This is a genomic window from Pseudomonas sp. EGD-AK9, assembly GCF_000465935.2.
Taxonomy (GTDB): domain Bacteria; phylum Pseudomonadota; class Gammaproteobacteria; order Pseudomonadales; family Pseudomonadaceae; genus Aquipseudomonas.
In genome coordinates this window covers 1-18503 of record NZ_AVOF01000496.1, presented here as the reverse complement: position 1 = coordinate 18503, position 18503 = coordinate 1, and the positions used below count along the sequence as shown (strand labels likewise).

Here is an 18503-nt window from a genome sequence, read left to right as displayed (position 1 = left end):
GGCGGCGTTGTGCGCGACGTCCTGGGCGGTGGCGCTCATTTCCTGGAAGGCGGTGGCCACCTGATCCACCTCGCGGTATTGCTGCTGCATGCCGGCACTGGTCTGGCTGGCGATGGCGGCGGACTGGTCGGCGGTGCCGCGGGCGTCGAGCACGCTGCTTTTGACGTCGGCGATGATCGGCTGCAGCTTGTCGAGGAAGCGGTTGAACCAGCCGGCCAGCTCGCCCAGTTCGTCCTGCTTGGCATAGTGCAGGCGGCGGGTGAGGTCGCCTTCGCCGCTGGCGATGTCCTTGAGCATGGCGGCCACGCCGAGAATCGGTCGGGTCACGCCGCGGGCGGTCAGCCACATCAGCAGCAGGCCGGCGAGCACCGCCAGCAGGCCGAGCAGCAGCGCCTGCAGGCTGTCGCCGGCGCGGCGCTGGTCGAGCTGCTGGCCGAGCTCGATGGCGCGTGCCAGCAGCACCTGCTCCGGCACCTCCACCAGCACGCTCCAGGGCTTGGCCTCGGGGATCGGCTGGAACGGGCTGAGCACCCGCAACATCTCGCCGTGGTCCAGCTCCGCGGCGCTGCCGGCCTGGATCAGGCTGCGCAGCTCGCCGGCATGCTCGCCGTAGGCCTTGTCCACCGCCTGGCTGAGCAGCGCGCCGTCGCGGCTGTGGCCGGCGAGCAGGGCGGCGGGGCTGAAGATGCTGATGTGGCCCTGGCCATCGTAGAGCTCGCGATTGGCCTCCTGGCTGATCTGCTGCAGGCTGGCCAGGCTGATGTCGACGCCCATCACGCCGATCACCTTGCCGTCCAGCTCCAGCGGGAAGGCGATGCTGGTCATCAGCGTCTGCTGGCCGCCGACCTCGTCGTAGTAAGGCTCCAGCACGCAGGCCTGGCGAGTGTCGCGCGGGCAGGTGTACCAGGCGTTGTAGGGCACGCCGTTGGCGCCGGGCGTGGCGTCGGCGAGCATTTCCTCGGGCATCGACTCGGATTCCAGCGTGCCGGGGGTGGGCTGCGCCCAGTACAGCGAGAAGCGCCCGGCGTCGTTGCTGCCCAGTTCGGCCTGGTCGGCGAAGAGTTCGTCCTTGCCGTCCAGCGCGTTGGGCTCGAACACCAGGTACAGGCCGAGCAGCGCGGGGTTGGCCTCCAGGCTGGTGCGCACCTGGCGGGTCAGGTCCTCGCGCAGGTCGAAGGCATCGAGAAAGCGCTGTTCCGCCTGTTCGCGGAGGAACAGGATCTGCCGCGAGAAGCCCTTGCCGTACTGGTAGGCGTCCATGAAGTAGCGCTGAATGCGGATCGCCTGCAGCTCGCCGCGCGCCTGCAGGCGCAGCTTGGCACTTTCCTCCAGCATGCCGTACGAGGCCTCGCGCACCAGGCCGGCACTGCGGCTGGACTGGTACTGCGAGGCGCCTACCAGCAGGGTGACGATGGCGAGCAGACAGAGGCCGGCGAGCAGGGTGATCTTCCACTGGATCGAAAGACGGCTGAACAGCATGGGGCGTTCCTTTCTTCGATGGACTACGGCTGGTTATCGGTGCGCCGGCGGCTTTCTTGATCGGCGCGCGTGCGGGATCGGGATTATGCACGTTTCGCTCGAAATTCTGAACGTCTGCGTTTTTGACAGCCGTGGCCGCATGCGGCAGAGTACGCGGCTTTTTTCGGCCCGGCGCCCGCGCCGGCATTTCTGTAGGTGGAGCGGTTTATGAACGCAGTAATAGCGGCGGTCGGCATCATGCTGATCCTCAGCCTGTGCCGGGTGCACGTGGTGGTGGCGCTGATCATCGGCGCGCTGGCCGGCGGCCTGCTCGGCGGCCTGGGCGTGGAGGGCACGCTGAGCGCCTTCAACCAGGGCCTCGGCGGCGGCGCCACGGTGGCGCTGTCCTATGCGCTGCTCGGCGCCTTCGCCGTGGCCATCGCCAAGTCCGGCCTGGCCCATGCCCTGGCGGACAAGGCGCTGGCGTTGGTCGGCCAGCAGGACGCGGCCGGTGGCGGCCTGCTCAAGTGGTTGCTGATCGCGCTGCTGCTAGCGGTGGCGATTTCCTCGCAGAACATCCTGCCGATCCATATCGCCTTCATCCCGCTGCTGGTGCCGCCGCTGCTCTATGTGCTGAGCAAGCTGCAGCTCGACCGCCGCCTGATCGCCTGCGTGCTGACCTTCGGCCTGATCACCCCCTACATGTTCCTGCCGGTGGGCTTCGGCGGCATCTTCCTCAACGACATCCTGCTGGCCAACGTGGCCAAGTCCGGGGTGGACGTCAGCGGCGTGAACATCACCCAGGCCATGGCCATTCCGGCGCTGGGCATGCTCTTCGGCCTGCTAGTGGCGGTGTTCTTCAGCTACCGCGGCAAGCGCGTCTACGACCTGGCGAAGATCGAGCAGGCCGAGCGCGTTGACGTGCAGTACAACCCGCTGAGCCTGCTGGTGGCCGGCGTGGCCATCGCCGCGGCGTTCGTCGTGCAGCTGTGGCTGGACTCGATGATCATCGGCGCCCTGGCCGGCTTCGTGATCTTCTCGGTGTCCGGTGTGGTGCGCTGGAAGGAGGCCGACGGGCTGTTCACCGATGGCATGAAGATGATGGCGATGATTGGCTTCATCATGATCGCCGCCGCCGGTTTCGCCGAGGTGATGAAGGCCACCGGCGAGGTCAAGACCCTGGTCGACGGCGCCGCCGCGCTGATCGGCCACGACAAGGCGATCGGCGCGCTGCTGATGCTGCTGGTCGGCCTGCTGGTGACCATGGGCATCGGCTCGTCCTTCTCCACCATCCCGATCATCGCGGCGATCTTCGTGCCGCTGGGTGTGCAGCTGGGCTTCAGCCCGCTAGCCATCGTCTGCATCGTCGGCACCGCCGGCGCCCTCGGCGATGCTGGCTCGCCGGCCTCCGACTCGACCCTCGGCCCGACCGCCGGGCTCAACGTCGACGGTCAGCACAACCACATCTGGGACAGCGTGGTGCCCACCTTCCTGCATTACAACCTGCCGCTGCTGGCGTTCGGTTGGGCCGCCGCCATGCTGCTGTGACGAGTCCGCGCCGGCTCAAGTGTCCGGCGCCACGGAGCGCTTGATTCCTGCACGGGGCTGCCGGTACATCGGTAGCCCCGTTTTCGTTCAGGGCACCACCGCGGGCGTCGGTCGCCTATCTGAGTCAGAGCGGAAAGTCCCAGCGCTTGATCGCCTCGCTCAGGTGCTCGATCCAGGCGCGCACCGCGGGCGACAGGCCGCGCCGGTGGCTGTAGGCCAGCTGCACGTGGCCCTGGGGCACGCTCCAGGCCGGCAGTAGCGCCAGCAGACGACCGTCGGCCAGCTCTTCGTGGCAGAAGGTGGTGGGCAGCAGGGTGATGCCCAGGCCGGCCAGGGCTGCCTGCTTGCGAACGGCGAAGTCGTCGATGCCCAGCCTGGCTTCCAGCGCGACTTCGTGGGCCTCCTGCGTGGTGTTGTGGTGAAAGCGCAGATGGATGCGCCGATCGGCGCCGAGGGCGCCGAGCGCCGGCAGGCGTTGCAGGTCTCTGGGGTGCTCGATGCGCGCGCCGCAGAGCAGATCGGGGCGCGCCACCACGTGGGCGCGCGCCGGCACCAGGCGGCGGGTGATCAGCCCCGGCTCCTCGTCGTCGAGATTGCGTACCCGCAGCGCCACGTCCACGGCTTCATTGAACAGGTCGACGCGGCGGCTGGTCTGCAGGATTTCCAGCTGCACCTTGGGGTAGCGGATGAGGAAGTCGTTGATCAGCCCGGGCAGCAGGGCCAGCCCGCTGGGGGTGGAAAAGCGCACTCGGCCGCGCGGCTCGCTGGTCAGGCTGGCCACCGTCTCCTCGGCCTGTTCGGCCTCCAGCAACATGGCCTGGCAGTGGCGCAGGTAACGTTCGCCGATATCGGTCAGCACCAGCTTGCGCGTGGTTCGTTGCAGCAAGCGGGCGCCCAGGCGGTTCTCCAGTTCGGCGATGCGCCGCGACAGACGCGACTTGGGAATGCCCAGGGCGCGGCCGGCCGCGGCGAAGCCACCGGCTTCCACCACCTTGGCGAAGTAGAACAGATCGTTGAGGTCGTGCATGGTCATCGTCCTATAGGTGGGACGAACTATCGCATTTTTTCGGTCTTATCGTGCATTGGCTCCATGAATAGCATCTCTGCCATCTCGTCGCGAACGCGCGCCCATTTGGAGAGCCCTATGAAACTGTTGCACCTCGATTCAAGCATCCTCGGTGAGTCCTCTGCCTCCCGCCAGCTCAGCCGAGCCGTGGTCGAGGCCTGGACGGCGGCGGTGCCTGGTACTCAGGTCAGCTACCGCGATCTGGCCAGCGACGCGCTCAGCCATCTGTCCGCCGCCAGCCTGGTGGCAGCCGGCACCCCGGCCGAGCTGCGTGACGCCGCCCAGCGCCATGAGACCGAACTGGCCGAGCGCACCCTGGAGGAATTCCTCGCCGCCGACGCCATCGTCATCGGTGCGCCGATGTACAACTTCGCGATTCCGAGCCAGCTCAAGGCCTGGATCGACCGCGTCGCGATCGCCGGCAAGACCTTCAGCTACGGCGAGAACGGCCCGGTCGGGCTGGCGGGCGGCAAGACGGTGGTGATCGCCTCGAGCGCCGGCGGCATCCATGCCGGTCAACCCTCGGGCCAGGCACACGAGGACTACCTGGTGCGGGTGCTGAACTTCCTCGGTATCGATGACATCGAGATCGTCCGTGCCGAAGGCCTGGCCTATGGCGAGGAGCCGCGTGCCGCGGTGCTGAGCGGCGCCGCACAGCGGATCGCCGAGCTGTTCGCCACCGCCTGAGCGGCAGGCTGAAACGACAAAGCCCGCTTCGGCGGGCTTTGTCGTTGCTGCGCGGAGCGCTGGATCAGACGATCACGCCCTGGCTGCGCAGGTAGTCGTCGTAGGTGCCGCTGAAGTCGGTCACGCCGTTGTCCGACAGCTCGATGATGCGGGTGGCCAGGGAGCCGACGAACTCGCGGTCGTGGCTGACGAAGATCAGCGTGCCGGGGTAGTTCTCCAGCGCCAGGTTGAGCGCTTCGATCGATTCCATGTCGAGGTGGTTGGTCGGCTCGTCCATCACCAGCACGTTGGGCTTTTGCAGGATCAGCTTGCCGAACAGCATGCGGCCCTGTTCGCCGCCGGAGATGACCTTGACCGATTTGAGGATCTCGTCGTTGGAGAACAGCATGCGCCCCAGGGTGCCGCGGATGGTCTGCTCGCCGGTGGTCCACTGGCCCATCCAGTCGAACAGGCTGACGTCGTCTTCGAAGTCGTGGGCGTGATCCTGGGCGTAGTAGCCCACCTCGGCGCTCTCGGTCCACTTCACCGCGCCGGCATCCGGCGCCATTTCGCCGACCAGGGTGCGCAGCAGGGTGGTCTTGCCGATGCCGTTGGGGCCGATGATGGCGACGCGCTCGCCGGCTTCGACGGTGAAGCTGAAGTTCTTGAACAGCACCTTGTCGTCGAAGGCCTTGGAGACCTTCTCGATGGTCACGGCCTGGCGGTGCAGCTTCTTGTTCTGCTCGAAGCGGATGAACGGGCTGACCCGGCTGGATGGCTTGACCTCGGCCAGCTGGATCTTGTCGATTTGCTTGGCGCGCGAAGTGGCCTGCTTGGCCTTGGAGGCGTTGGCCGAGAAGCGGCTGACGAAGGTCTGCAGCTCGGCGATCTGCGCCTTCTTCTTGGCGTTGTCGGCCAAGAGTTGCTCGCGTGACTGGGTCGCGGCGGTCATGTACTCGTCGTAGTTGCCGGGGAACAGGCGCAGCTCGCCGTAGTCCAGGTCGGCCATATGGGTGCAGACCGAGTTGAGGAAGTGACGGTCGTGGGAAATGATGATCATGGTGCTGTTACGCGCCGTGAGGATATTTTCCAGCCAGCGGATGGTGTTGATATCCAGGTGGTTGGTCGGCTCGTCGAGCAGCAGCACGTCCGGATCGGAGAACAGCGCCTGGGCCAGCAGCACGCGCAGCTTCCAGCCCGGCGCCACTTCGCTCATCGGGCCGAAGTGCTGCTCCAGCGGAATCCCCAGGCCCAGCAGCAGTTCGCCGGCGCGGGATTCGGCGGTGTAGCCGTCCATCTCGGCGAACTCGCCCTCCAGCTCGCCGACCTTCATGCCGTCTTCTTCGCTCATTTCCGCCAGCGAGTAGATACGGTCGCGCTCGGCCTTGACCTTCCACAGCTCCTCGTGGCCCATGATCACCGTGTCGATCACATTGAACTCTTCGTAGGCGAACTGGTCCTGGCGCAGCTTGCCCAGGCGCACGTTGGGTTCGAGCATCACCTGGCCGCCGGACGGCTCCAGATCGCCGCCGAGGATCTTCATGAAGGTCGACTTGCCGCAGCCGTTGGCGCCGATCAGGCCGTAGCGGTTGCCGTTGCCGAACTTGACGGAAACGTTCTCGAACAGCGGCTTGGCGCCGAACTGCATGGTGATATTAGCGGTGGAGATCAATTGCTTGTCCTGCGGGGCTGCGGTGGTTAATCGCCTTTCCCGGTTCCTGCACCCGCGCCCGCCACGTCGCTTGTGGCAGGCAGCTGGGCGAACTCGTTCCTGTTGAAGGCCGAGTTCAGCCGCTGGGTATAGGTCGAGGAACATCCACACGCGGTGCCCCGGGCCGGCTTGCGCTGAAGCCATGGGGGCCGGCCTGTCGTCAGGCATGTGTTGGCGTGGTCTGTCGGGCGTCGTATCGCCGGCGCTTGGGGATGCCCTGGGCAGCCAGCGCGGCGTGAAGCGCGCAATGGTACCACTTGGCGGCATGATCCACAGCCCGTGCCTAAGCCACGGGAGGACGAATGGTGGGCGCCGCGGATAACCTACGACGATTTGCGCCAGCCATAAACAACAAGCCCCGCACGGGGCGGGGCTTGTTCTACAGCGCTGGGATCAGGCCTGAACGACCGGGATCTTGGCGTTGGCCGCCGCTTCGCGGAACTCGGCCATCTGGTCGAAGCTCAGGTAGCGGTAGATGTCGCCAGCCATGCTGTCGATGTCCTTGGCATAGACCATGTACTCCTCGACGGTCGGCAGCTTGCCGATGATCGAGGCAACCGCGGCCAGTTCGGCGGAGGCCAGGTAGACGTTGGTGGCGTCGCCCAGGCGATTGGGGAAGTTGCGGGTGGAGGTGGAGACCACGGTGGAGCCAGTCTGCACGCGCGCCTGGTTGCCCATGCACAGCGAGCACCCCGGCATCTCCATGCGCGCACCGGCCTTGCCGTAGATGCCGTAGTAGCCTTCCTCGGTCAGCTGGTGGGCGTCCATCTTGGTCGGCGGGGCCAGCCACAGACGGGTCGGAATGCCGCCCTTGACCTTGTCCAGCAGTTTGCCGGCGGCGCGGAAGTGACCGATGTTGGTCATGCACGAACCGATGAACACTTCGTCGATCTTGTCGCCGGCCACGGTGGACAGCAGACGGGCGTCGTCCGGGTCGTTCGGGGCGCACAGCACCGGCTCGTTGAGCTGGCTCAGGTCGATTTCGATGACTTCGGCGTACTCGGCGTCCTTGTCGGCCTCCATCAGCACCGGGTTGGCCAGCCAGGCTTCCATCGCCTGGGCACGACGCTCCAGGGTACGGGCATCACCGTAGCCTTCGCTGATCATCCAGCGCAGCAGGGTGATGTTGGACTGCAGGTACTCGGCGATAGCCGCTTCCGGCAGCTTGATGGTGCAACCGGCGGCGGAGCGCTCGGCGGAGGCGTCGGACAGCTCGAAGGCCTGCTCGACGGTCAGGTTGTCCAGACCTTCGATCTCGAGGATGCGGCCGGAGAAGATGTTCTTCTTGCCTTTCTTCTCGACGGTCAAGAGACCCTTCTGGATGGCGTAGTAGGGGATGGCATGCACCAGGTCACGCAGGGTGATGCCCGGCTGCAGCTTGCCCTTGAAACGCACCAGTACGGATTCCGGCATGTCCAGCGGCATCACGCCGGTGGCGGCGGCGAAGGCCACCAGGCCCGAGCCGGCCGGGAAGCTGATGCCGATCGGGAAGCGGGTGTGCGAGTCGCCGCCGGTGCCGACGGTGTCCGGCAGCAGCATGCGGTTCAGCCAGCTGTGGATGATGCCGTCGCCCACCTTGAGCGAGACGCCGCCGCGGTTGCGCATAAAGTCCGGCAGGCTGTGGTGCGTGGTGACGTCCACTGGCTTGGGATAGGCCGCGGTGTGGCAGAAGGACTGCATCACCAGGTCGGCGGAGAAGCCCAGGCACGCCAGGTCCTTCAGCTCGTCGCGGGTCATCGGGCCGGTGGTGTCCTGGGAGCCGACGGTGGTCATCTTCGGTTCGCAGTAGGTGCCCGGGCGCACGCCCTGGCCTTCGGCCAGACCGCAGGCGCGGCCGACCATCTTCTGCGCCAGGGTGAAGCCCTTGCCGCTGTCGGCCGGCGCTTGCGGCTTGTTGAACAGGGTGGAGGGGGCCAGGCCCAGCTCGGCGCGGGCCTTCTCGGTCAGGCCGCGGCCGATGATCAGCGGGATACGGCCGCCGGCGCGCACTTCGTCGAGCAGCACGGGAGTCTTCAGTTCGAAGCGGGCCAGCACTTCTTCAGTGCCCTGTTTGCAGACCTTGCCGGCATAGGGGTAGAGGTCGATCACATCGCCCATATCGAGGGCGGCCACGTCGAACTCGATCGGCAGGGCGCCGGCGTCTTCCATGGTGTTGTAGAAGATCGGCGCGATCTTGTTGCCGAAGCAGAAGCCGCCGGCGCGCTTGTTCGGGATATGGGGAATGTCGTCGCCGAAGAACCACTGCACCGAGTTGGTGGCGGATTTGCGCGAGGAGCCGGTGCCGACCACGTCGCCGACATAGGCCACCGGGTAACCCTTGGCCTTGACCGCCTCGATCTGCGCCAGCGGGCCGACCGCGCCGGGCCGCTGCGGCACGATGCCGTCGCGAGCCATCTTCAGCATGGCCAGGGCGTGCAGCGGGATGTCCGGGCGCGACCAGGCGTCCGGAGCCGGCGACAGGTCGTCGGTGTTGGTTTCGCCGGGCACCTTGAACACGCTCAGGGTGATCTTCTCGGCCAGCGCCGGGCGGGCGGTGAACCATTCGCCATCGGCCCAGGACTGCAGCACGGCCTTGGCCGCGGCATTGCCGGCCTTGGCGCGCTCGGCGACGTCGTGGAAGGCGTCGAACATCAGCAGGGTGTGCTTGAGCTGTGCGGCGGCGGCGTTGGCCAGCTCGGCGTCGTCCAGCAGCTCGACCAGGGTGGCGATGTTGTAGCCGCCCTGCATGGTGCCCAGCAGCTCGACGGCGCGCTGCTTGCCTAGCAGCGGCGAGGCGGCTTCGCCCTTGGCCACGGCAGAGAGGAAGCCGGCCTTGACGTAGGCGGCTTCATCCACGCCGGCGGGGACGCGGTGGCTGATCAGATCGAGCAGGAAGGCGGCTTCGCCGGCCGGCGGGTTCTTCAGCAGTTCGACCAGGGCGGCGGTCTGTTCGGCATTCAGCGCCAGGGGCGGCAGGCCCTGCTCGGCACGTTCGGCGACATGGTGGCGGTAGGTTTCAAGCACGGTGTGATTCCTCGGGACAGAAGGCCGATCTGGCAAGGCCTGGGCCGTGTATCCGGGGGCGGGCAGGGCGTGCCCGGCCGCACCGGTGTTCTGGGGGGTTATTTTTTTGCGGCGAACAACGCGTCGAGCTTCTGCTCGAAGGCGTGGTAGCCGATGCGGTCGTAGAGTTCGGCGCGGGTCTGCATCAGCTCGATCACGTCCTTCTGGTGGCCGTTCTGGCGGATCGCGGTGTAGACGGCTTCGGCGGCCTTGTTGGCGGCGCGGAAGGCCGACAGCGGGTAGAGCTGGATGGCCACGCCGACCGAGGCCAGCTCGTCACGGGTGAACAGCGGGGTGGCGCCGAACTCGGTGATATTGGCCAGCACCGGCACCTGCAGCGCCTCGACGAAACGCTGGTAGGTCGGCAGGTCATAGGCGGCCTCGGCGAAGATGCCGTCGGCACCGGCCTCGACGTAGGCCTGGCAGCGCTCGATGGCGGCATCCACGCCCTCGGCCTGGATCGCGTCGGTACGGGCGATGAGGAAGAAATCCGGATCGGTCTTGGCGTCGGCGGCGGCGCGCACGCGGTCGACCATTTCCTCGCAGGAGACGATCTCCTTGCCCGGACGGTGGCCGCAGCGCTTGGCGCCGACCTGGTCCTCGATATGGGCGGCGGCGGCGCCGGCCTTGATCAGGCTCTTGATGGTGCGTTCGATATTGAAGGCGCTCGGGCCGAAGCCGGTATCGATATCCACCAGCAGCGGCAGGTCGCAGACGTCGGTGATGCGGCGTACGTCGGTGAGCACGTCGTCGAGGGTGTTGATGCCCAGGTCCGGCAGGCCCAGGGAACCGGCCGCGACGCCGCCACCGGACAGGTAGAGGGCGCGGAAACCGGCGCGCTTGGCCAGCAGCGCGTGGTTGGCGTTGATCGCACCGATCACCTGCAGCGGGGACTCGATGGCGAGGGCCTGGCGGAAACGCTGGCCGGGGGTCTTGGCGGAGGAGGCTGATTGCATGATTGGCCTTTGGTTGGTTTCGTGTCGACAATATTTCAATTGCTGGTCGAAAATTACTCACCAATGTAGCCTTGGTCAATCGGAAGATATTAAAGTGTCGACAATCAATGGGCTTTGTCATGAAATGACAGCCGTTTGTCACTAAATGAAAAGACGTCCGGCGCCGCTGTCCCTAGATTGAACGCATGCGGCGAGGTCACCCCATCCGGCTGGATGTGCACGCCACAGCAACCGGTTATCCCCATTAAACGGAGTTCGCCATGTCTACCCCCGAAGTCTTTATCGTCAGCGCTGCACGAACCGCCATCGGCTCCTTCGGCGGCTCGCTCAAGGATGTCGCGCTGTCGCAACTGGCCAGCACCGCCGTCGCCGCGGCCCTGCAGCGTGCCGGTTGCGCGCCCGAGCGGGTCGGTCACGTGGTGCTGGGTACGGTGATTCCCACCGAGCCGGGCGATGCCTATCTGGCCAGGGTGGCCGCGCTGAACGCCGGCATACCCAAGGAGACCCCGGCCTTCAACGTCAACCGCCTCTGCGGTTCCGGTCTGCAGGCGGTGATCTCGGCGGCGCAGAGCCTGCTGCTGGGGGACGCCGAGGTGGCCATCGCCGGCGGCGCCGAGTCGATGAGCCGCGGCCCCTATCTGATGTCCGCCGCGCGCTGGGGCGCGCGCCTGGGCGATATGCAGGCGCAGGACTATATGCTCGGTGTGCTGCACGATCCCTTGCAGCGCATTCATATGGGCATCACCGCGGAGAACGTGGCCGAGCGCCATGGCATCAGCCGCGAGGCGCAGGATGAGCTGGCCCTGGAGAGCCAGCGCCGCGCCGCCCGCGCCATCGCCGAAGGGCGCTTCGCCAGCCAGATCGTGCCGGTGGAGCTGAAGAGCCGCAAAGGCGTGCAGCTGTTCGAGGTCGACGAGCATGTGCGCGGCGATGTCTCCCTGGAGCAGCTGGCGGCGATGAAGACCGCCTTCAAGCAGGGCGGCACGGTAACCGCCGGCAACGCCTCGGGCCTCAACGACGGCGCGGCGGCCCTGCTGCTGGCCAGCGGTGCGGCGGTGAAAAGCGACAATCTGCGCCCGCTGGCGCGCCTGGTCAGCTATGCCCACGCCGGCGTCGAGCCCGAGCTGATGGGGCTGGGGCCGATTCCGGCGACGCGCCTGGCGCTGCAGCGCGCCGGCCTGACGGTGGCCGACCTGGATGTGATCGAGTCCAACGAGGCGTTCGCCGCCCAGGCCTGTGCCGTGGCGCGCGAGCTGGACTTCGACCCGGCGCGGGTCAACCCCAATGGCTCGGGCATTTCCCTTGGCCATCCGATCGGCGCCACCGGCGCGATCATCGTCACCAAGGCCATCCACGAGCTGCATCGGGTCGGGGGACGTTATGCCCTGGCGACCATGTGCATCGGCGGTGGTCAGGGTATCGCCGCGATCTTCGAGCGCGTGTGAGCCGCCATGGCCGGTGCGTGCGCTGAAACCAGGCTCGAGACCCTGCGCGGCAAGGCGCTGGCGCTGTTCGCCGAGCGCGGCTTCGCCCAGGTCGGCATGCGCGAGCTGGCCCTGCACCTGGGCATGGCCGCGGGCTCGCTCTATCACCATTTCGAGAGCAAGGAACAGCTGCTGTTCGAGCTGATCGAGGAGCTCTACGAGGAACTGCTGGGTGCGCCGCGTCGCGTCGCCAGGGGCGGTGCCCGGGAGCGCCTGGAGCAGCTGCTGCAGCGCCATATCGCCCTGCACGAACGGCGCCCGGCCCAGTTTCAGCTGGCCGAGCAGGAGTTGCGTTGCCTGACGCCGGCCCATCGCCGGCGTATCCAGGGGCTGCGCGAAGCCTACGAAGAGCGCCTGGCGCACCTGCTGTTGGAGGCCGGGGCGGGTGGGGCGCCGGCCCGCCTGCGGTTCGGCGTGCAGGCGCTGGTCACCTGGCTCAACAACCTGCCGCCGGCGTGTCCGGACTTGCCTGCACAGCAGCGCCTGGAAGTGATCGGCGCGCTGCTGCTGGCAGCCCTGGACAACCTGCTCGAGCCGGCGCCGCGCCAGGCCAGCACCCGCATACTGCCGCTGGCCTGGCCCGCGCTTGGCGCCGGCTGATCCGACCGGCACTTTATCCATCACGGCATCGTGCATGCCCGCATCATCCGAGAGATTCCAACATGGCCGATTACCAAGCCCCCCTGCGCGACATGCGCTTCGTGCTCAATGAAGTCTTCGAGGTTTCCAAGCTCTGGGCCGAGCTACCGGCCCTGGCCGAGGTGGTCGATGCCGAGACCGCCAGCGCCATCCTCGAAGAAGCCGGCAAGGTCACCGCCGGCAGCATCGCCCCGCTGAACCGCAGCGGCGACGAGGAAGGCTGCTCCTGGGAAGGCGGCGCGGTGAAGACCCCGGCCGGCTTCCCCGAGGCCTACCAGACCTACGCCGAGGGCGGCTGGGTCGGTGTCGGCGGCTCGCCGGAGTTCGGCGGCATGGGCATGCCCAAGGTGATCGGCGCCCAGGTCGAGGAAATGGTCAACTCGGCCAACCTGTCCTTCGGCCTGTACCCGATGCTCACCGCCGGCGCCTGCCTGTCGATCCTCAACCACGCCAGCGAAGAACTGAAGGCGCAGTACCTGCCGGCCATGTACGAGGGCCGCTGGGCCGGCTCCATGTGCCTGACCGAGCCGCACGCCGGCACCGACCTCGGCATCATTCGCACCAAGGCCGAACCCCAGGCCGACGGCAGCTACAAGGTCAGCGGCACCAAGATCTTTATCACCGGCGGCGAGCAGGATCTCTCCGAGAACATCATCCACCTGGTGCTGGCCAAGCTGCCGGACGCCCCGGCTGGGCCCAAGGGCATCTCGCTGTTCCTGGTACCCAAGGTGATGGTGGGCGCCGACGGTTCGCTGGGCGAGCGCAATGCGGTCAATTGCGGCTCCATCGAACACAAGATGGGCATCAAGGCATCAAGCACCTGCGTGATGAACTTTGACGGCGCCACCGGCTACCTGGTCGGCGAGGTAAACAAGGGCCTCAATGCCATGTTCACCATGATGAACTACGAGCGTCTGGGCGTCGGCATCCAGGGCCTGGCCCTGGGCGAGCGCAGCTACCAGAACGCCGTGGAATACGCCCGCGAGCGCATCCAGAGCCGCGCGCCGACCGGCCCCGTGGCCAAGGACAAGGCTGCTGATCCGATCATCGTGCATCCGGACGTGCGCCGCATGCTGCTGACCATGAAGGCGCTGAACGAGGGCGGTCGCGCCTTCTCCAGCTACGTCGCCATGCAGCTGGACACCGCCAAGTACAGCGAGGACAAGGCAACCGCCAAGCGCGCCGAGGAACTGGTGGCGCTGCTGACGCCCGTCGCTAAAGCCTTCCTTACCGATATGGGCCTGGAAACCACCGTGCACGGCCAGCAGATCTTCGGCGGCCACGGCTATATCCGCGAGTGGGGCCAGGAGCAGCTGATCCGCGATTGCCGCATCACCCAGATCTACGAAGGCACCAACGGCATCCAGTCGCTGGACCTGATGGGGCGCAAGATAGTCGGTAGCGGCGGCAGCTACTACAAGCACCTGGCCGATGAGATCAAAGCCTTCGTCGCCTCGGCCGATGCCAATCTCGACGAGTTCACCAAGCCGCTGGCAGCTGCCGTGCAGAACCTGGATGAGCTGACCGCCTGGGTGCTGGACCGCGCCAAGGGCAACCCCAACGAGATCGGCGCTGCGTCGGTGGAGTACCTGCAGGTGTTCGGCTATACCGCCTACGCCTACATGTGGGCGTTGATGGCCCGGGCTGCTCTGGGCAAGGAAGGGCAGGACGAGTTCTACGCCAGCAAGCTGGGCACCGCACGCTTCTACTTCGCCCGCCTGCTGCCGCGCATCCACTCGCTCACCGCCTCGGTCAAGGCCGGTAGCGAGTCGTTGTACCTGCTGGACGCCGCGCAGTTCTAAGCGCCTCCGGCAACACCCGCAAGCCCCGGCCCAGTGCCGGGGCTTTTCGTTTGGGCCCCTGGTGCGCGCGGCGCACCCTAAGCGGGACGTTGGTAGGGTGGATGGCGCTTCATCCATCCACCAGGGCGTGTTCGCATCGTTGTGGTGGATGAAAAGAGCGTCATCCACCCTACGGACTGCGCATGTCCGCTGGCGGGCAAGGCTGTCAGCAAATGTAAAGCGCATGACGCGGTAGGCGAAGCGGTAGCGGGCGGGGCTCTCTACTGTAGGCCCGAGAGGGGGCGCCGCCGCGTGCGCGAGAGCCCATGAGGCGCACCCCTGCCTGCAGCGATGCAAACTTTCAGAACGGTCACGTTGGGAAAACAAACATGGCGACGACAAAAAGAATTGCCCCGGCAGAGGGCGCCTACGACTACCCCTTGCTGATCAAGCGCCTGCTGCTGTCCGGGGTGCGCTACCAGCCGGACCAGGAGATCGTCTACGCCGACAAGCTGCGCTACAGCTATCGCACCCTAAACGAGCGCATCCAGCGCCTGGCCAACGCCCTGACCGCCGCCGGGGTCAGGGCTGGCGACACCGTGGCCCTGCTGGACTGGGACAGCCACCGCGCGCTGGAATGCTTCTTCGCCGTGCCGATGCTCGGCGCCGTGCTGCATACGGTGAATATCCGCCTGTCGCCGGAGCAGGTCGCCTACACCATGAACCACGCCGAGGACGATATCGTCCTGGTACATGACGACTTCCTGCCGCTGATGGAGCAGGTCAATGGCGAGCTGAAAACCGTCAGGGGTTACGTGCAGCTGACCGACAGCAGCGCCAAGCCGACCCGGCTGCCGCTGCTGGGCGAATACGAGACCCTGCTGGCCGGCGCCGCCAGCCACTTCGACTTCCCCGATTTCGACGAGCGCTCGGTGGCCACCCTGTTCTACACCACCGGCACCACCGGCAACCCCAAGGGCGTGTACTTCAGCCACCGCCAACTGGTGCTGCACACCATGAACGAGCTGGGCACCTTCGCCGGCTGGGACGGCCAGCCGCTGCTGCGCTCGGGTGACGTGTACATGCCGATCACCCCGATGTTCCACGTGCATGCCTGGGGCGTGCCCTACGTGGCCACGGCCATGGGGCTCAAGCAGGTGTATCCGGGCCGCTACGAGCCGAACAGCCTGGTGCGCCTGTTCCGCGAGGAGGGGGTGAGCTTCTCCCACTGCGTGCCGACCATCCTGCAGATGATGCTGGAGTGCGAGGAGGGCAGGCGCACCGATTTTACCGGCTGGAAGATGCTGCTCGGCGGCAGCGCCCTGACCCTCGGCCTGGCCCGCCAGGCCAGCGAGCGGGGCATGCGCGTGCACTGCGGCTACGGCATGTCCGAGACCTGCCCGCTGCTGACCCTGACCCACCTGCGCGCCGAAGACCTGGCCCTGCCGATGGACGAACAGATCCCCGAGCGGATCAAGACCGGCGTGCCGATTCCCCTGGTCGACCTGCGCATCGTCGACGCCAACGGCCAGGACGTGGCCCATGATGGAGTGGCCCTGGGCGAGATCGTGGTGCGCGCGCCCTGGCTGACCCAAGGCTACCTGCACGAGCCGCAGAAGGGCGCCGAGCTGTGGCAGGGCGGCTGGCTGCACACCGGCGACATGGCCTCGATCGACGCCCGCGGCGTGGTGGAGATCAAGGACCGCATCAAGGATGTGATCAAGACCGGCGGCGAATGGATCAGCTCGCTGGACCTGGAGAACCTGATCAGCCAGCACGCGGCGGTGGCCTCGGTGGCCGTGGTCGGCATCCCCGATGCGCAGTGGGGCGAGCGGCCGCTGGCCCTGGTGGTCTGCGCGCCGGGCGCGAGCCTCGACCAGGCGGCAATCGAAGTGCACCTGCAGCAGTTCGTCGATAGCGGGCAGATCAACAAATGGGCGATCCCGCGGCAGATCCGCTTCGTCGCCGATATCCCCAAGACCAGCGTCGGCAAGATCAACAAGAAGCTGATCCGCGAACAGGAACTGGCGGGGGCCTGAGCGGCGCCGGGCGCGCCTGGCTGGCGGCCGTGCAAGCGGCAGCAAGGCTGCTAGCCTGATGCTGGTAGGCAGCGTTCAGGGGCGCAGGGCGGCAGCCGCCATGGCGTCGCGCGCCGCGCAAGCCTGCACACCAGGGTGCCACCCATCACGGGTGGCATCGGTCGTTCAGTGCCGCATCCCCCAACGCACCGACGAGGTCTCGAACCATGGGCAAGAAGAAGGACAAGGACAAGGAGCAAACCTCTGCCACCGAACCGCTGCGTCGCAAGGACTACGAGCAAGAGCTCAAGGCCCTGCACGTGGAGCTGGTCAAGTTGCAGCAGTGGGTGGTCGCCAAGGGCCTGAAGGTCTGCATCGTCTTCGAGGGGCGCGACGGCGCCGGCAAGGGCGGCACCATCAAGGCCATCACCGAGCGGGTCAGCCCAAGGGTGTTTCGCGTGGTGGCCTTGCCGGCTCCGACCGAGCGGGAAAAGAGCCAGATGTATGCCCAGCGCTACCTGCAGCACCTGCCCGCCGCGGGCGAGGTGGTGATCTTCGATCGCAGCTGGTACAACCGCGCCGGCGTCGAGCGGGTGATGGGCTTCTGCAGCGAGGAGCAGGTGCACAAGTTCCTGACCGTGGTGCCCTTGTTCGAGAAGATGATGGTCGAGTCCGGCATCATCCTGATCAAGTACTGGCTGGAGGTGAGTGCCGAGGAGCAGCAGCGGCGCCTGGAGGCGCGCATCGACGATGGGCGCAAGATCTGGAAGCTGTCGCCCATGGATCTCAAGTCCTTCAGCCGCTGGGACGACTACACCCGCGCCCGCGACGAGATGTTCGCCGCCTCGGATACCTCCTGGGCCCCCTGGTACATGGCCCGCTCCGAGGACAAGCGACGGGTGCGGCTGAACATCATCAGCCATCTGCTCAAGCAGGTGCCCTACCAGGACATCACCCGCGAGCAGAAGATCGAACTGCCCAAGCGCGGCAAGATCGGCCGTTACAAGGGGGCGCATTACCCCTTCCGTATGGTCGAGGAGCGTTTCTGAGGCGGCGCTGCGGCGGTTGTCCATGCCGCGACGCAACAGGCGCGGCGGATGGGCGCCACGCCATGGCAAATGCCTAACGCCGGCCTATGCTTGCTGAACTCCGTCGCCAGCGCACGCGCCTGCGTGCAAGGGGATGCACCATGTTGCAGATACTGCTTCTTCTGCTGGCCCTCGGTGGCCTCGCCGGGCCGTCGCTACTGGCGGCCGAGGAGCCGGCGGCGGCTACGACCGCGGAGCAGGTGTTCGGCACCGAGGAGCTCGACCAGATGCTGGCCCCGCTGGCGCTCTATCCCGATGCCCTGCTGGCCCAGGTGCTGATGGCGGCCACCTATCCCGGCGATGTCGCCGATGCGGTGGCCTGGTCCAAGGCCAATCCGCAAGCCAGCGGCGACGATGCCGTGCGCCAGGTCGCCGAGCAACCCTGGGACCCCAGCGTGCAGTCGCTGGTCGCCTTCCCGGCGGTGCTGGTCACCCTGGGCCAGGACCCGGCCTGGGTGCAGCGCGTCGGCGATGCCTTCCTCGCCCAGCCCGATGCGGTGATGGACTCGGTGCAGCGCCTGCGCCGTCAGGCCAAGGAGGCGGGCAACCTGGAAAGCAACGAGCAGCAGCAGGTCAGCGTGCAGCCCGCGGCGAGCGGCTCGACCGCGCAACCGGTCAGCAACCAGCAGACCATCATCATCGAGTCGGCCGACCCGCAGGTGGTTTACGTGCCGAGCTACAACCCCAGCGTGGTCTACGGCACCTGGCCCTATCCCAGCTATCCGCCGGCGTACTACCCGCCACCGCCGGGCTACTACTTCGGTAGCGCGCTGGCCACCGGGCTGGCCTTCGCCGCCGGGGTGGCGATCATCGACTCGCTGTGGGGCGACTGCAACTGGGGGCACGGCGATATCGACATCGACGTGAACCGCTACAACAACATCAACCGCAACCGCCAGATCAACACTGGCGACAAGACCTGGCAACACAACGCGCTCAACCGCGACGGCGTGCCCTACCGCGACCGCGCCAGCCGCGAGCAGTACGGCCAGCGCCTGAGCGGCAGCGAGCAGCGCCAGGCGCTGCGCGGTCGCGACACGGAGCGC

13 protein-coding genes are annotated in these 18503 nt (G+C 66.9%); 8 read left to right on the top strand and 5 right to left on the bottom strand.

Annotated elements, in window-relative coordinates; all coding sequences use genetic code 11:
- On the bottom strand, window positions 1-1479 hold a 1479-nt coding region (locus N878_RS19485), incomplete at its 3' end, for a methyl-accepting chemotaxis protein (protein WP_021445236.1).
- A 207-nt stretch (window positions 1480-1686) separates the two neighbouring features.
- On the opposite strand from N878_RS19485, the gene N878_RS19480 reads away from it, so the two are divergent.
- A complete protein-coding gene (locus N878_RS19480; RefSeq protein ID WP_021445235.1) occupies window positions 1687-3006 on the top strand; it encodes a Na+/H+ antiporter family protein in 1320 nt (439 codons plus the stop codon).
- A 124-nt stretch (window positions 3007-3130) separates the two neighbouring features.
- On the opposite strand, the gene N878_RS19475 is transcribed toward N878_RS19480, so the two are convergent.
- Window positions 3131-4033: a LysR substrate-binding domain-containing protein gene (locus N878_RS19475; RefSeq protein WP_021445234.1), complete on the bottom strand. Its 903-nt coding sequence runs from the start codon at window positions 4031-4033 to the stop codon at window positions 3131-3133.
- 117 nt (window positions 4034-4150) lie between these two features.
- Between N878_RS19475 and N878_RS19470 the strand changes: the two genes are divergently transcribed.
- Complete coding sequence (locus N878_RS19470) at window positions 4151-4759, top strand: FMN-dependent NADH-azoreductase (protein WP_021445233.1); 609 nt, start codon at window positions 4151-4153, stop codon at window positions 4757-4759.
- Between the two features lie 64 nt (window positions 4760-4823).
- On the opposite strand, the gene N878_RS19465 is transcribed toward N878_RS19470, so the two are convergent.
- The 3 genes from N878_RS19465 to prpB all read right to left on the bottom strand — a co-directional run bounded on the left by N878_RS19465 (window position 4824) and on the right by prpB (window position 10447).
- Window positions 4824-6410: an ABC-F family ATPase gene (locus N878_RS19465; RefSeq protein ID WP_021445232.1), complete on the bottom strand. Its 1587-nt coding sequence runs from the start codon at window positions 6408-6410 to the stop codon at window positions 4824-4826.
- A gap of 432 nt (window positions 6411-6842) precedes the next feature.
- Window positions 6843-9452, bottom strand: a complete 2610-nt coding sequence (gene acnB / locus N878_RS19460) for a bifunctional aconitate hydratase 2/2-methylisocitrate dehydratase (RefSeq protein WP_021445231.1) — start codon at window positions 9450-9452, stop codon at window positions 6843-6845.
- Window positions 9453-9550: 98 nt separating this feature from the next.
- Entirely contained in the window at window positions 9551-10447 is an 897-nt protein-coding gene (gene prpB, locus N878_RS19455; RefSeq protein WP_021445230.1) for a methylisocitrate lyase, read from the bottom strand.
- Between the two features lie 260 nt (window positions 10448-10707).
- Between prpB and N878_RS19450 the strand changes: the two genes are divergently transcribed.
- The 6 genes from N878_RS19450 to N878_RS19425 all read left to right on the top strand — a co-directional run.
- Window positions 10708-11892: an acetyl-CoA C-acyltransferase family protein gene (locus tag N878_RS19450; RefSeq protein ID WP_021445229.1), complete on the top strand. Its 1185-nt coding sequence runs from the start codon at window positions 10708-10710 to the stop codon at window positions 11890-11892.
- Between the two features lie 6 nt (window positions 11893-11898).
- On the top strand, window positions 11899-12531 hold the full coding sequence (locus N878_RS19445) for a TetR/AcrR family transcriptional regulator (RefSeq protein WP_021445228.1): 633 nt from the start codon (window positions 11899-11901) through the stop codon (window positions 12529-12531).
- A gap of 62 nt (window positions 12532-12593) precedes the next feature.
- The gene (locus tag N878_RS19440; RefSeq protein ID WP_021445227.1) at window positions 12594-14372 is read left to right on the top strand and encodes an acyl-CoA dehydrogenase C-terminal domain-containing protein; all 1779 of its coding nucleotides are present in this window, start codon (window positions 12594-12596) and stop codon (window positions 14370-14372) included.
- Between the two features lie 368 nt (window positions 14373-14740).
- Window positions 14741-16390, top strand: a complete 1650-nt coding sequence (locus tag N878_RS19435; RefSeq protein WP_031303533.1) for a fatty acid--CoA ligase — start codon at window positions 14741-14743, stop codon at window positions 16388-16390.
- Window positions 16391-16596: 206 nt separating this feature from the next.
- Complete coding sequence (ppk2, locus tag N878_RS19430) at window positions 16597-17418, top strand: polyphosphate kinase 2 (protein ID WP_021445225.1); 822 nt, start codon at window positions 16597-16599, stop codon at window positions 17416-17418.
- Window positions 17419-17558: 140 nt separating this feature from the next.
- The coding region (locus N878_RS19425; RefSeq protein WP_021445224.1) for a DUF3300 domain-containing protein at window positions 17559-18503 on the top strand (945 nt) is incomplete at its 3' end.